The sequence below is a fragment of the Amycolatopsis thailandensis genome (genome assembly GCF_042723255.1).
In the GTDB taxonomy this organism is placed as follows: domain Bacteria; phylum Actinomycetota; class Actinomycetes; order Mycobacteriales; family Pseudonocardiaceae; genus Amycolatopsis; species Amycolatopsis thailandensis.
The window spans coordinates 1-13,523 of sequence record NZ_JBHXJK010000069.1 but is presented as its reverse complement, the minus strand read 5'-3'; the positions used below and the strand labels follow the sequence as shown (position 1 = coordinate 13,523).

General features: G+C 70.2%; 12 protein-coding genes. 9 read left to right on the top strand and 3 right to left on the bottom strand.

Going from position 1 to position 13,523, the window contains the following annotated elements; all coding sequences use genetic code 11:
• Nucleotides 1-118: 118 nt before the first annotated feature.
• Nucleotides 119-619, bottom strand: a complete 501-nt coding sequence (locus ACFWMR_RS25770; protein ID WP_093931775.1) for an FBP domain-containing protein — start codon at nucleotides 617-619, stop codon at nucleotides 119-121.
• 84 nt (nucleotides 620-703) lie between these two features.
• Here ACFWMR_RS25770 and ACFWMR_RS25765 point away from each other — a divergent pair, with 84 nt between their 5' ends.
• Complete coding sequence (locus tag ACFWMR_RS25765; protein WP_378380202.1) at nucleotides 704-2,188, top strand: adenylate/guanylate cyclase domain-containing protein; 1,485 nt, start codon at nucleotides 704-706, stop codon at nucleotides 2,186-2,188.
• Here ACFWMR_RS25765 and ACFWMR_RS25760 read toward each other — a convergent pair.
• Complete coding sequence (locus ACFWMR_RS25760) at nucleotides 2,175-3,212, bottom strand: beta-ketoacyl-ACP synthase III (protein ID WP_378380200.1); 1,038 nt, start codon at nucleotides 3,210-3,212, stop codon at nucleotides 2,175-2,177. The two genes, ACFWMR_RS25765 and ACFWMR_RS25760, sit on opposite strands and share 14 nt — an antisense overlap.
• A gap of 153 nt (nucleotides 3,213-3,365) precedes the next feature.
• On the opposite strand from ACFWMR_RS25760, the gene ACFWMR_RS25755 reads away from it, so the two are divergent.
• Together ACFWMR_RS25755 and ACFWMR_RS25750 are read left to right on the top strand one after the other, a co-directional pair.
• Nucleotides 3,366-3,839, top strand: a complete 474-nt coding sequence (locus ACFWMR_RS25755) for an Lrp/AsnC family transcriptional regulator (RefSeq protein ID WP_093931772.1) — start codon at nucleotides 3,366-3,368, stop codon at nucleotides 3,837-3,839.
• A gap of 208 nt (nucleotides 3,840-4,047) precedes the next feature.
• Entirely contained in the window at nucleotides 4,048-4,452 is a 405-nt protein-coding gene (locus ACFWMR_RS25750) for an SsgA family sporulation/cell division regulator (protein WP_005149694.1), read from the top strand.
• A 162-nt stretch (nucleotides 4,453-4,614) separates the two neighbouring features.
• Here the strand turns inward: ACFWMR_RS25750 and ACFWMR_RS25745 are convergent, their stop codons facing one another.
• Nucleotides 4,615-5,712: a S1 family peptidase gene (locus ACFWMR_RS25745; RefSeq protein ID WP_378380199.1), complete on the bottom strand. Its 1,098-nt coding sequence runs from the start codon at nucleotides 5,710-5,712 to the stop codon at nucleotides 4,615-4,617.
• Nucleotides 5,713-6,185: 473 nt separating this feature from the next.
• On the opposite strand from ACFWMR_RS25745, the gene ACFWMR_RS25740 reads away from it, so the two are divergent.
• The 6 genes from ACFWMR_RS25740 (at nucleotide 6,186) to ACFWMR_RS25715 (ending at nucleotide 13,509) form a co-directional block, all read left to right on the top strand.
• Nucleotides 6,186-9,128 carry an ATP-binding protein gene (locus tag ACFWMR_RS25740; protein ID WP_378380201.1) on the top strand — a complete coding sequence of 981 codons (2,943 nt, stop codon included), beginning with the start codon at nucleotides 6,186-6,188 and terminating at the stop codon, nucleotides 9,126-9,128.
• A 212-nt stretch (nucleotides 9,129-9,340) separates the two neighbouring features.
• The gene (locus ACFWMR_RS25735) at nucleotides 9,341-10,192 is read left to right on the top strand and encodes an ESX secretion-associated protein EspG (RefSeq protein ID WP_093931770.1); all 852 of its coding nucleotides are present in this window, start codon (nucleotides 9,341-9,343) and stop codon (nucleotides 10,190-10,192) included.
• 30 nt (nucleotides 10,193-10,222) lie between these two features.
• Entirely contained in the window at nucleotides 10,223-10,633 is a 411-nt protein-coding gene (locus tag ACFWMR_RS25730; protein ID WP_378380198.1) for a hypothetical protein, read from the top strand.
• 10 nt (nucleotides 10,634-10,643) lie between these two features.
• A complete protein-coding gene (locus tag ACFWMR_RS25725) occupies nucleotides 10,644-12,656 on the top strand; it encodes a hypothetical protein (protein ID WP_378380197.1) in 2,013 nt (670 codons plus the stop codon).
• A complete protein-coding gene (locus ACFWMR_RS25720) occupies nucleotides 12,653-12,985 on the top strand; it encodes a type VII secretion target (protein ID WP_378278239.1) in 333 nt (110 codons plus the stop codon). Before ACFWMR_RS25725 ends, ACFWMR_RS25720 begins: the two co-directional genes overlap by 4 nt.
• Nucleotides 12,982-13,509, top strand: a complete 528-nt coding sequence (locus tag ACFWMR_RS25715) for a YbaB/EbfC family nucleoid-associated protein (RefSeq protein ID WP_378380196.1) — start codon at nucleotides 12,982-12,984, stop codon at nucleotides 13,507-13,509. Before ACFWMR_RS25720 ends, ACFWMR_RS25715 begins: the two co-directional genes overlap by 4 nt.
• The last annotated feature ends 14 nt before the right edge of the window (nucleotides 13,510-13,523 follow it).

Here is a 13,523-nt window from a genome sequence, read left to right as displayed (position 1 = left end):
GTGGTGCTCCTCGACACGCGCGTCGCGGGGCGGCGGGGCGTGCGCGTGAGTCTGTGGGGTCCCCGTTGTCAATAATTGGGGACCCGGCGCACCCCTCATGACACACGCGCGGCGGAGGTCAGCGTGACTCCAGTACCCGCTCCACGAACCGGTGCAGCTTGTCCTCCAGCCGGAAAACGCGCTCTTCGAGCGACAGCGTTTCCGTCGGCTGGGGCACATCCGACTTCAGTTCGCCGCGGATGTACTGACTGCATGCGAGGTTCGAGCACGCGTAGATGCCCAGCGTGTTCCCCTCCCGCCCGAGCTTCCCCGCGCGGCGCCCGGAGAACAGCGCGATGTCGGACAGCGGATGTGTCGTCGTGCACAGGCCGCACATGTTGCTCAGCAGGACACGGCCCTTCGGCCGGGGCGCGGCGCGGAGGGAAAGCCCGATGGTCTCCCCGCGATACGGCAGCACGAGATACGCGCGAGCGGTCGCCTTCGGATCGCGCCAACCGAGGAATTCCCTTTTCTCCCAAGGGATCTCGCTCGGCGGGGCGGGCAGTGTGACGCCCTTGGCCTCGCCGCGCGTGCAGTTCACGAAGGACGCCCTGATCTCGTCCTGGCCCAGCGGTTCCATACCCGCACGGTAACCACCGCACGGGAGAACTGGCGAACCGTTTTCCAGCGGAGGTCATACGATCACCGGGTGCGCGGGAAGACGATGTCGAGCCGGTTCAGGCTGGTGCTCAGGACCAGCCTGGGGTTCGCCGCGCTCGGCCTCGGGTCCAGTGTGTGCGGGGCGGGCGTGGTCGCGTTGCTGCTGCTCCTGCAGGGCCTGCCGAGCGAAGTCGGCGACGACGGCTGGATCCTCGGCGTCACCGCGGCCGGGATCGTGGCGCTGTCGCTGGTGGTCGGCACCGTGTGGACGGCGTGGTTGCAGCGGCGCACGGCGGTCTGGTTCGTCTTCGGCCGCCCGCCGACGGAGGCCGAAGCCGCGCGGGCGCTGCGGATCCCGGTCGACATGGGGATCGTGAGCGGAACGCTCTGGCTGATCGGCACCATCGTGCTCGGTTCACTCGCCCGGGTGCTCGGATCCTGGATGGACGCGCTCGGGATGGCGCTGGTGATCGGGCTCGGCGGGCTGACCACGGTCGGCCTCACCTATCTCGCGGCGGAATGGGTCGCGCGCCCGGTGATGACGATCGCGCTCAAGGTGACGCCCCCGAAGGGGACGCTCAGGGTCACCGTGCGGACCAGGGTGATCGTCACCTGGTCGCTGGCGAGCGGTGTCCCGTTCCTCGGTGTCCTGCTGGTGGCGACGCCGCCGGACCTCGGCCAGGGCGATCACGTCGCCAGCCTGATCATGCTTTCGGCGATCGGGCTCGGCGTCGGCGCGATCGGGACGGGCCTGCTCGCGAAGGCCGTCGCGACGCCGTTGCACCGGCTGCGGGTCGCGCTCGACGAGATCGCGCGCGGCAACAAGGAGATCCGGGTCGACGTCGACGACTCCAGCGAGATCGGCCTGTTGCAGACCTCGGTCAACGACCTCGCCGCCGGGCTCCGCGAGCAGGAGCGGATGCGGGACCTGTTCGGCAGGCACGTCGGGGACGAGGTCGCCCGGCACGCGCTCGAGTACGGCGCCTCACTTTCGGGTGACGTGCGCGAGGTGACGGCCCTGTTCGTCGACGTCGTCGATTCGACGGCCCTGGCGGGGCGCACGCCGCCGGAAGACCTGGTGAAGATGCTCAACCGGTTCTTCACCAGCGTGGTCAACGCGGTCGGCGCCCGCGGCGGACTGCTCAACAAGTTCCAGGGTGACGCCGCGCTCTGCGTCTTCGGCGCCCCGACCCGGCTCGCGGACGCGCCGACGGCGGCGCTGTCGGCCGCGCGGGCGATCCGGGACGCGGTACAGGAGACCGGCGAGCTGGATCTCGGCATCGGGGTCGCGAGCGGCCGGGTCTTCGCGGGTCAGCTGGGGACGAGCAGCCGGTTCGAGTACACCGTCATCGGCGACGCGGTGAACGAGGCCGCGCGCCTGACCGAGCACGCGAAGTCCGCCGACGGCCGGATCCTGGCGAGCGAGACGGTGCTCAAGGCCGCGTTGGAGAGCGAACGCGCGCACTGGGAGCCGTACGCGGAACTGGAGCTGCGCGGACGTCAGGAACCGACACACGCCTGGGAGGCGAGCGCGCTCAGCCCGGAATGACGTCCGGCCAGCGCAGCAGCGTCGAACCCCAGGTCAGCCCGGCCCCGAAAGCCCCCATCACGACGCGGTGCCCCGGCTGGAGCGACCCGTCCTTGGCCGCGTCGGCCAGTGCGATCGGGATCGACGCGGCGCTCGTGTTGCCCACCTTTTCGATGTTCGAGTACATCACGTCCGCCGCGAGCCCGAGCTGCTTCGCGCAGGTCTGCAGGATGCGGATGTTCGCCTGGTGCCCGATGAACCGGTCGACGTCGCCGACCGTCCAGCCGGCGGACTCCAGCACGGCGCGCGCCGACTCGGCCATCCGGGCGCAGGCGTGCCGGAAGACGGTCTGGCCCTGCATCACCAGGTAGTGGTCACGCGGGTCGTCCGAACGGCGGTTCTTCGCGCCGCCGGCCTCGACCCAGAGCAGCTCCGCGAGCGCGCCCTCGCTGTGCAGGTCGAAGGCGCCGAGCGCGCCGAGGTCTCCGGCGTCGCCCGCGCGCAGCAGGACCGCGCCCGCGCCGTCGCCGAAGATCGGCACCGTGCCGCGGTCTTCGGGGTCGACGAGCGAGGTGAAGACGTCCGCCCCGATCACCAGCACGCGGCGGGCGATCCCGGCGGCGATCAGCCCGGCTCCGGTGGCGAGCCCGTAGATGAACCCGCTGCACACGGCGTTGACGTCGAACGCGGCGACGCCGTTCAGCCCGAGTTCGGTCGCGACCTGCGGCGCGCTGGCCGGGCACAGCTGGTCGGCCGTCGACGTCGCGAGCACGACGGCGTCCGCCTCGCTCTCCCCCGCCGACGCCAGCGCCCGTCGCCCCGCCTCGACCGCGAGATCCACAGTGGACGTCCCGGGGTCGACGACCCGGCGTTCGGCGATGCCGGTCCGCGAGCGGATCCACTCATCGGAGGTGTCCAGCCGCTGGGCGATCTCCTCGTTGCCCACCACGCGCGGAGGCAGCCAAGAGCCGAGACCGGCGAGAACGGCCGCCTGAGATGAGGGCACCAAGAAATCCTTTCGCGGGGCGAATACACGGTCTGCCATTCACTTGTAAGCGCTACCATTCAGTAGACCCGTCAGTTGTGTTCCGGGTCACAATTCAAAGAATCCCGCCTTGCCCGATGGGGTGATCCACGCCGCGCGACGGCGCGCTCGAAGAGCGGGCGCCCGGAGGAGTCGTCCGGTTAGCCTGGCTTGGTGCACACACCCGACCTCGACCGCCTGGACGTCGCCATCCTCGCCTGCCTGCAGTCGGACGCCCGCACGATCGCCGAGAACATCGGCGCCAAGGTGGGCCTGTCCGCGGCCGCCGTGCAGCGGCGGATCAAGCGGCTGCGCGAGGCCGGGGTGATCGAACGCGAGGTGGCGGTGCTGTCGCCGCGGGCGCTCGGGCTGTCGATGACCTTCGTGGTGATGGTCGAGATGGAGCGGGAGAACCTCGCGGTGCTCGACGGGTTCCGGAGGCAGGTGCTCGCCGACGACAACGTCCAGCAGTGTTACTACGTCACCGGCAACGCGGATTTCGTGCTCGTGGTGACCTGCCGGGACATGGCGGACTTCGAGGCGTTCACGCGGCGGATGTTCTTCGACAACCCGAACGTGCGCCACTTCACGACGTCGGTGGCGATGGACCGGGTCAAGACGGGACTGACCCTGCCGCTGGATCCCTGAGCGGTCCAAAAAGGACTCCCCGGCCCCGTCACCACGGGTATCGGCCCGAACGCAAGGGGTCTGTGCCCGGCGTTACACCACTATGGACATGTGCAGCCGATAGCGTGAACGTGGCGACATTCGCGTCATCCGCCGTATGTCCGGCCATCTCCTCCCCGAGACGAAAAAGTTCGCGCCGCGCGAACCACGAGAGCACCGAGGAGTGGCCGTGCACACCGACGCAATTCACCAGAGCCAGTTCGTTCTGCTGAACAACAGCAGCACGCCCGTTCTCTCCCGCCTGTCCTTCCACGCCGGCGAACCGTTCGCGGTGACCGTGTCGTTCCGGACCGAGCGCGGCCGGTGGGTCGAGTGGACCTTCGCGCGTGAGCTGCTCGCCACCGGTCTCACCGACCCGTCCGGGCTCGGCGACGTCCGCGTCCGCCCCGACCTCTCCGAGGACGAGGACATGCTGACGCTGGAGATCGAGTCACCCGATGGTTACGCGTCGTTCGAGCTCGAACGCGAGGACGTCGAGACGTTCCTCGAGTCCACCTACGAGCTGGTCCCGCTCGGCTCCGAGAGCGAGCACTTCGACGTCGAGGCGCTGATCGAAGAGATCAGCAACGTCTGATCAGCCTGCGGCGCGCAGCGCCTCCGTTGAGGGTGGCGGCGGGGGCATGGATGGACACCGCTCCCGCGGTACGGAAAGAGGCGAAGGGCGGCCCGAGTGCGCTGGAGGCACTCGGTCCGCCCTTCGTCTTTTTCAGGTGGTTCTCGGTGACCGGGGACGGTGTCAGCCGAGGACCAGGGAGGTCCCGGTCGCGGACAACGCCGGCCGGACCGGGAAGAAGTACGTCACCGAGCTGTTGCCGCCGGAGAGCATGCCCTGCGCCTGGTTGCCCGCGATGAACGAGCCGCCGGAGTCGCCCGCCTGCGAGCGCACGTTGGTGGCGGTCATGCCGTAGACCGTGCCCTCGGAGTAGCGGACGGTCTGGTTCTTGGCGCCGACGGTGCCGCAGGTCCAGCCGGTGGTCGAACCCGACTTGCAGACCGAGGCGCCGGTCGCGGCCTCGCTCGACCCGCTCACCCGGGTGCCGTTGTTGATGACACCGCGCGGGGTCCAGTTGCTGTTGACCCGGACGCTGGCGTAGTCGTTGCTCGGGAAGCTGACGCGGGAGAACGACCCCATCGCGACGCGGTTGGAGCCGGTCACCGTGCCGGGGCCGCAGTGTCCGGCGGTGAGGAAGCCGCCGTTGACCGAGAAGCCGATCGAACAGCGCGAAGAGTTGTTGATGTAGTAGGCGTCACCGCCGCGGACGTCGTACTTCAGGGTCGGCACCCCGGCGGTCTCGACCACCGAGACGGCGGACTTGTCCACACCGGTCTTCTCCAGGTACGAGTCGACGACGCCGCTCTGGCCCGGCAGGACGTTCAGCGTCACGCGGTTGGTCTTGGTGTCGACGCCCCAGCCGGTGATCGCGCCGTCCGCCGCGCGCTCACCCGCGTTCAGTTTGTCCACAGTGGAATCGAGCTGGGCGGCCGAGAAGCGCACGAGTTCCGCTTCCGCGCCACTGGCGAGGACCTGCCCCAGTTTCGCGGCGTCCGTGACGCCGACCCGGAGTTTTCCGGTGGCCTCGTTGTAGCTCGCGCCGCCGAAGCTGCCGGCGAGCGCCGAGGCGAGCGACTGTTCGAGCGCGCCGGCGGCGGTCTCGCTCTGGATCCGGGCGAGCGCCTGGCTCGCGGTCAGGCCGAGGTCCCGTTGCAGGGCGGGAACCATCTCGGCGTTGAGCAGACTGGTGGTCGAGGACGCCGCCGCGGGGGTGCCCGTGACGAGCGCACCGGTGGCCAGTGCCGCCGTGGCGGCCACACCGAGGAGCTTCGTGATCTTCATGCTTCTCCCTCGTCATCACGCACGGCTCCGGTTCGCCATGCGATAGCCCTCCCCTGACGGGTGAGAGTTCTGGACTCCGGTGAAGCCCGCAATCCGGGTCGGCGCGGGATAGGTATACCCATTCTTCGGGAGCCGAATCCCCTGCTCCGGTGACGATCACTCAGTGCTGGCACCCGTACGGGCACGTCCGTAAGTAGGGTTTCGGAGTGAATACCTTGCGTAGTCGTTGCCACCCCCTGAACGTGGGATGAATCGCCGGATCGGGTTTCTCGCCGACGTTTCGGGTGCCTGGTGATTTTCCAACCGACGATCCGTCGTCCAACCGGTGACGGTGCGTCGGCAGACGGCCTAGCGAGATGCCCGTGCTGTCCGTGTTGGGTGGTTTACGACCCGGTAGGCAGTGCTTAGGCTCCGCAGGACAACGCACAAGATCGTGTCGGGCTCACCGGGAACTCCCTACCGAGGAGCGCATGATGTGGCTTGCCACCCCTCGCCCGACCTCGGTCTCGGTCCGCGCCGGATCGACGGCACTCGTGGGCCGCGACGTCGAGGTCTCGGCGATCGTGAAGATCCTGCTGCGCCGTCCCGCCGCCGTGCTGATCGAAGGCGAACCCGGGATGGGCCGCAGCAGGCTGCTCGAAGAGCTGGCCGGACGCCGAGAGTTCGCGGCGGGCCGGGTGCTCTCCGGTTCCTGCCAGCCGATGCGCGAACCGTTCCCGTTCGGACCGGTGCTCGAAGCGCTGCGTTCGGCGGGCGACCGGCCGCTCGGCCCGCTCAGCCCGGTCGCCGGGGTGCTGAGACCCTTGCTGCCCGAACTCGCGGAAAGCCTTCCACCCCAACCCGAACCACTCGCCGACCCGTGCGCCGAACGACACCGTCAGTTCCGCGCCGTCCGCGAACTCCTGATCGCCTGCGGGCCCGCGCTCGTCCTGATCGACGACCTCCAGTGGGCCGATGAGGGCACCCGTGACCTGATGCGGTTCCTCGCCTCGGCCATGCCCGCCGAACTGGCCGTCGTCGCGGCCTACCGGACCGGCGCGCCCTCGGGTCACGGAGGCGCCGTCATCCCGTTCCGCACCCCGCCGAACGTCCAGACCGCCCGCGTGACGCTGGGCGCGCTCGACGTCGAAGCCGTCGGGAAGCTGGCGGAGGAACTGCTGGACCTGCCGCGGGTTTCCGCGCCGTTCACCGCGAAACTGCACGAAAGCACCGCGGGGATCCCGTTCGTGGTCGAGGAGACCCTTCGGGCGCTGCGGGACGCCGCCGGACGGCTGCCGATCGGCGAAGTGCTCTCGGATCGGCTCCTGGAGAGCCTCGAAGTCCCGATCTCCCTGCGTGAGGCCATCACCGAACGACTCGAAGGACTTCCCGAACCCGCGGTCCGGCTGGCCCGCGCGGCGGCGGTGCTCGCCGTCCCGTCCGAACCGTCGGTGATCGGTGAACTCGCCTGTCTCGGCGGCGACGCGCTCCGCTCGGCCCTTCTGTCCACTTTGGATGGCGGGGTGCTCGGCGAACTCGGCGGCGACCGTTACGGCTTCCGGCATCCCTTGGCGCGCAAGGCCGTCTACGACACCATCAGCGGTCCCGAAAGGACATTGCTGCATTCGCGCGCCATCCAGGTGCTCGCCGCCCAGCCGATCCCGCCGCTGACGCTGCTGGCGAACCACTCGCGCGCGGCGGGGCGGACCGAACAGTGGCGCCACTACGCCGAGGCTGCCGCCGACGAGGCCATCGCCCAGGGCGACACGTCACGCGCGATCGACCTGCTCCAGTCCGTACTGGCCGAGGCGGGCCTCGGCGAGGACGACATCGCCCGGCTGGCCACGAAACTCAGCCAGGTCGCGCTGCGCGGCTTCCGCCCGGACGTCATCGAGACGCTGGAGCGGATCCTCGAAGACCTCACCGACCTGCGCACGAGCGTCCGCGGGACGATCAGGCTCAGTCTCGGGATGCTGCTGGTCCGCACGATCGGGCGCCTGGGCCGGGGCCGGGTCGAGGTGGAGAAGGCGATCACCGAACTGGTCGACGAACCGGAGCTGGCCGCCCGCGGGATCAATCTGCTCGCCCAGCCGATCGACGGGCTGACCCCGTTGTCCTGGCACGAGGTCTGGATGGACCGGGCCCGCGACGTCTTCGACCGGCTCGAAGACCCGGAGCTGCGGCTCGCGCTCCTCGGCGACCGGATCGCCACCCAGGCGCACATCGGCGACGGCTCGGCCTGGACCGAGTTCACCGAACTGCCGGAACAGGGCACCGGCGTCGCCGAACGCGTCCAGCTCGCGCGGCTGTGGTGCAACCTCGCCGACGCGCAGTCCTGGGCCGGGCACCTGGCCAGGGCGGAAAAGCTGGTCACGGAAGGGATCCGCCGCGCGACCGACGCCGGCGCGCTCTACGCCGCCGGGCTCGCGCAGGGCACCCAGGTCCGGCTGGACTGGGTGCGCGGCCGCTGGTCCGGGCTCGCGGAGGTCACCGAACAGCTCCGTGACGGCTACCCCGACCTCGGGCCGATCGTCATGGAGTCCTCGCTCGTCCTCGGCGGGCTGGCCGCCGTCCGCGGGGAATTCGCCGCCGCGCAACGGCATCTGGCCGCGGCGAGCGTGCACGCGCCGGAGCACGGGCCCATCCCGGTCGTCCTTTCGGCGGCAGGGGTCCTGATCAGGGTGCTCCTCGCGACGGACGACGTCGACGGCGCGTGCGCGGCGGCCGACAACGCCGTCGCGGCGGCCCGGCGCAAGGGCGTCTGGGTGTGGGCGGCGGGGCTGGTCCCGGCCGCGGCCGAGGCCTACACGCGGGCCGGGCGCTGGTCGGAGGCGGACGCCGTGGTCGAGGAGTTCGCCCGCGGCGTCGAGGGCAAGGACTCGCCGGTCTCCCGGGTCGCGCTGCTGGCCGGGCAGGCGATCCTGCTCGACGCGCGCGGCAAACATCCCGCCGCGGCAACGGTTTTCGACGAGGCGGCGGCGGGCTACGAGGCGCTGCCGATGCCGTACCAGGCCATCGGCGCGCGGGAGCGGGCCGCGTTGTGCCGTCTCACCGCCGGCCGTCTCGACGCGGGCCGCCTCACCGCGGGCGACGGCAAGGCGATCGAGGAGCTCGCGGCGGCCGCGGAGGCCTACGAGCGGCTCGGCGCGACCAGGGACGCCGGCCGGTGCCGCCACCAGCTGCGGGAGCACGGCGCGTGGGCGCCCTCGCAGCGCGGGCGGCGCGGCTACGGCCAGGAGCTCTCGCCGCGGGAACTCGAGGTCGCGCGGATGCTTTCCGACGGGCGGACGAACCGGGAGATAGCGGACGGACTGTTCCTTTCCCCGCGTACCGTGGAACAACACGTCGCGAAGGTTCTGCGAAAACTCGGGGCCCGTTCACGGACGGACGTGGCCCGCCGGATGACGACTTACGCACCCGCGACGGTCGACCGGTAGCATCGCGGTGAACGGCCGTTATTCCTTTAGGGGCAAGAAAAGTGCCCGATCGGGCATTGTGATCCATTCCATCGGGTTCGGCGCTGTTCGTGTGGTTCCGTACAGTCATGCGCTGTGCTAGTTTGTTTTGGCCATTAACAAAGTCGGCCCCCTCTATGCAGGTCAGCCGATCGTGACGGGGTACGGCCCCCGTGAGGGAGTAGCGCAGAAGCATGGCTGAGCGAGCCGATTTCGCGCTGGGGACGATCGAGGCGACGGTGGTCGGGCGGGCGCTTGGCGTCGATGCCCGGTTGTTTCCCTTGCGTGTCCAGAACACCTCGATCGTCCCGGAGCGGTACACCGCGATCGTCCGGAAGGTCTACACCGATCTCGAGCAGCGCCGCCTGTCGATCAACGGCGAGCTGAACCAGGCCGTCCGCACCGCGTTCGCGCTGCTGGGGAATCACCGGATCACCGTCTCGATCAACGGCATCGACGGTCTCGGCCAGGACATCGCCGTCCTCACCCTCACCGACGGCAGGCAGGCGCTCGGCATCACGCAGGCCCACGGCGAAGACGAACTCCAGTTCGCGCTCTTCTCCGACGACGAGCTGGTCGAGGTCCTCTCCGGGGTGCTGCCGCGGATGCGCCCCGCGTCGACCGGCCGCCGCACGATCGTGCAGCAGGAGGAGCGCGCCGTCTCCGCGATGACCGCGCGCCGTCAGGCCGAAGCCGAGTTCGACGAGGAGGAGACCGACGCGTTCGGCAACCTCCAGTTCACCGGCGTCGTCCGCGCCCGGCCGGAGTCTCCGGCCCCGCGCAACGACGAGAGCGACCTCGAAGTCCTGGAGCAGGTGCTGGCCGGGCCCCGCCTCGGTGGCGGGTACATCATCGTGAGCGGGATCGGCCGCCGCGGCGAGCGACTCCGGTCGACGCCGCTGAGCTGGCTCGACACCGAAGACGGCCGGTACCTAGTCTGGACCGAGACCGACGAAGCCTCGGGCGCCGTGATCGGTCACTACGACCCGGCCAGTCAGTCGGGCGTGGCGAACGCGATCCGGGACGCCATCGCTGACATCTACTGACCTTCCTGAACCCGGCGAGAGGACCCTCCGTTGACCGAGGAAGCACAAGAACTGCAGCCGTTGATGGCGGCGCGCAAGGTGGCGTTCGCGAGCGCGCGGCTGAAGGAGATGGCCAAGCAGGGCGGCTTCGCCGTCGACGAGACCACCGGCCAGGAGATGATCCGTTCACTCCAAGGTGTGATCGACAGCCTCGAAGAGCGCTGGAGCGCGCTGACCAAGCTGCAGAAGTCGCCGGCGATGAGCTCCACCGCGACCGCGCAGTGGGTGTCCCAGCACATGCACGGCACCGCGACGGACGCGCAGGGCCTGCTCACCCAGCTCCAGACCGCTCGCGCCGAGTTCCCCACCTACGTCGAGGCGATCGAACTCGCCAAGCGGAACTACCGCGAACGCGACAACGAGAACCAGCGCAACCTGAAGCAGATCGACACCGAGATCTGAGGAGAGACCTGTGACCGAATCCGAGGAGAAGACGGCGAAGGTCTCCGACCCGAACTCGCCCGACTACGACAAGCTCGACGGGCACTACGACCCGACAGCCGACTCGTCGTCCGACTACTACGTCGGGCCGCTGGCGGACAAGGGCGCGTCCGGCGACGAGATCCGGGCCGGGGCCTCGGCCGGAACGGACCTCATCTTCAACTTGCTCGGCTGGGGGAAGACCCCACTCGTCGGCATGAAGGACCAGTTCACTCAGAAGATGTACGAGGGGCAACTGGAGAAGGCGCGCGAGGGTCTCGACAAGAACCTGGACATGCGGAAGCCCGGCGACCCGCCGTCCACGGTCTGGGGCAACGCCACCCACGAGCAGATGCAGTCCGCGATCGCGGAGAACGCGGACCCGGCCGCGGTCGGCGAGTCCTCCGAAGAGTGGGTCCGGGCGGGTAACGACCTGGCGGGCCACCAGCGCAACCTGGCGAAGGCGATCAGCGCGAGCACGGGCAACTGGGAGGGCGAGGGCGGCGACGCGGCCCGCGAACACCTCGCCGGTGTCGGCAAGTGGCTCGGCGCGACGGCGAACGGCGCGACGCTGACCGGACGGCAGCAGCAGATCCACTCGCAGACCCTCAACGAGACGCAGAAGCTGATGGCGGCGAACCCGCCGGTGGCGTTCAGCGTGCAGGAGGCCAACGCCAACCTGCAGACGATCAAAGACCCGGTGCTGTACATGGCGCAGCTCGGGAAGGATCTCGGCACCTTCAAGAAGCAGCAGGACGCGCGCGACCAGGCCGCAAAGGTGATGACCGACTTCGACAAGACGGTCGGCTCGGCGATCGCCACCCCGGCGTTCCCTGCTCCGCCGAAGTTGAAGACGGCCCAGGCGACCCGGCAGATGCAGGGCACGCCGATGTCCGGTGGCGGCGCCGGTGGTGGCGGGTTCAAGCCCGCCATGCAGGGCACCCCCATGTCCGGTGACGGCACGCAGAACCCCAGCCCCTTCAACGTGGACGCGGACGGACGTACCCGTCCGGACGGCATCGCCGCTTCGCTCGACGGGGGCCCGCAGGGCGGCCCCGGCGGCACGGGCGGTGGCCCCGGTGGCATGAGCCCCTTCAGCTCGCCGAACGGCGGCCCGGGCGGGGGCAATCCCGGCGGGAATCCGGGTGGCGGCTTCCCCGGCGGTGGTTTCCCCGGTGGCGGTGGCCCCGGTGGCGGTCCCGGCGGTGGCCCCGTCACGAACCCGGTCATGCCCAACATCCCGAACGGGCCGTCCGGCGAGAACTACCGCCCGCCGTCGTCGCCGAACATCAGCATGCCCAAGATCGACGAAGGGACGCACACCACGGGCTACACCCCGCCGTCCGTCTCGCCGCCGTCGTTCAACCCGCCGAACATCCCCTTCCCCGAAAGCGGCGGCCCGCGTCCGGGCGGCGGTCTCCCGTACAACCCGCCGAACATCCCGTTGCCGAACATCCCGGGACCCAACAGCGGCGGACCGAACTCGGTCCCGCCGAGGATCCCGCCGATCCCCCGCCCGAACATCCCCAACTTCCCGGACCCCGGCTCCTCCTACAAGCCCACGCCGTACACCCCGCCCAAGATGCCGAACATCCCCGGTATCCCCGGTATCCCCGGTGGGGGCACCGGCGGCAGCGGCTTCGGCGGCGGCAGTGGTGGCAGCGGCTTCGGTGGTAGCGGTGCCGGTGGCTCGGGCGCCGGTGGTCTCGGTGGCGCCGGAAGGTCGACGGGCTCGCTCGGCATGGGCGGCGCCGCGGGCGCGATGGACGCCGAAGCGGCCGCGGCCCGCGCGGCCGGCGCCGGCGGTACCGGCGGCAAGCCCGGCGGCACCGGCATGGGCCCGATGGGCGGCATGGCACCCGGTGGCGCCAAGGGGCAGGGCCAGGACGACAAGGAACACAAGGCCGCCGAGTACCTCGAGTCCGACGACCCGTCGTTCTTCGCCGCCGACGAGGTCGTGGCGCCTCCGGTGATCGGTGACTGGCAGAACAAGGACTGGAAGTGACAGCGCCCTCGTTCGAGGTCGATCCGGACGACCTGACCGCGCACGCGAGCCATCTCGACGGGCTCGTGGACCGGCTGAACACCGCGCACGGCGCGACCGGTTCGGCGATGTCGGCGGACGCGTACGGCCTGCTGTGCGCGTTCCTTCCGCCGATCGTCAACCCGACGGGCGAACGCGCGGCGGAGGCGATCAAGGCGGCCGGCGAAGGAGTGCAGGCGACGGCGGACAACGTCCGCTCCGCCGCGAAGTCCTATGTGGACGGTGACAAGACCAACGCGGAACCGTTCAAGGCCGACTTCAAGGCCTTGGACATCGGAGGAAAGCAGTGACGAGGCCGAACGAGCTCGGTGAGCTCATGCTGGATCCGGACGAGGCCCAGCGCAAAATGGACCAGTGGGCCGCGGGCCTGGAGGAGAAGGCCCAGCGCTACGCGGCCGCCCAGGAGCGGACCGAGGAGCTGCGGCTGACGGCCACCAGCTCCGACGGCGCCGTCAAGGTGACCGTCGGGGCGGACGGCGGCGTGACGGCTCTCGAATTCGGGAACAAGGCCAGGACGTACCCGATGGAGGAGCTGTCGCGGCAGATCCTCGCGACGATGCACCAGGCGCAGGGCGGGATCGCCGGCAAGGTCGCGGAGGTCATGCAGGAGTCGCTCGGCGACGAGGACCAGGAGACCAGGGAGCTGATGATCGGCACGCTGCGCAGCCGCTTCCCCGAGATCGAAGAGGAGGAGCCGACGGCGTCCGAGCCGCCTCCTCCGCCGCCGCCGCCATCGGCCTCCACTCCGCCGCCGCAGGCGCCTCGCGAGCGGCGTCACGAAGCTCCGGACGACGAGGGCAACTCGCCCTGGTAGACCCTCTTGAGTAC

Excerpts from the sequence above, each read along its gene's own strand:
- ACFWMR_RS25770 (WP_093931775.1), bottom strand. The coding sequence starts at position 619 with ATGGAACCGCTGGGCCAGGACGAGATCAGGGCGTCCTTCGTGAACTGC.
- ACFWMR_RS25765 (WP_378380202.1), top strand. The coding sequence starts at position 704 with ATGTCGAGCCGGTTCAGGCTGGTGCTCAGGACCAGCCTGGGGTTCGCC.
- ACFWMR_RS25760 (WP_378380200.1), bottom strand. The coding sequence starts at position 3,212 with ATGGCAGACCGTGTATTCGCCCCGCGAAAGGATTTCTTGGTGCCCTCA.
- ACFWMR_RS25745 (WP_378380199.1), bottom strand. The coding sequence starts at position 5,712 with ATGAAGATCACGAAGCTCCTCGGTGTGGCCGCCACGGCGGCACTGGCC.
- ACFWMR_RS25740 (WP_378380201.1), top strand. The coding sequence starts at position 6,186 with ATGTGGCTTGCCACCCCTCGCCCGACCTCGGTCTCGGTCCGCGCCGGA.
- ACFWMR_RS25735 (WP_093931770.1), top strand. The coding sequence starts at position 9,341 with ATGGCTGAGCGAGCCGATTTCGCGCTGGGGACGATCGAGGCGACGGTG.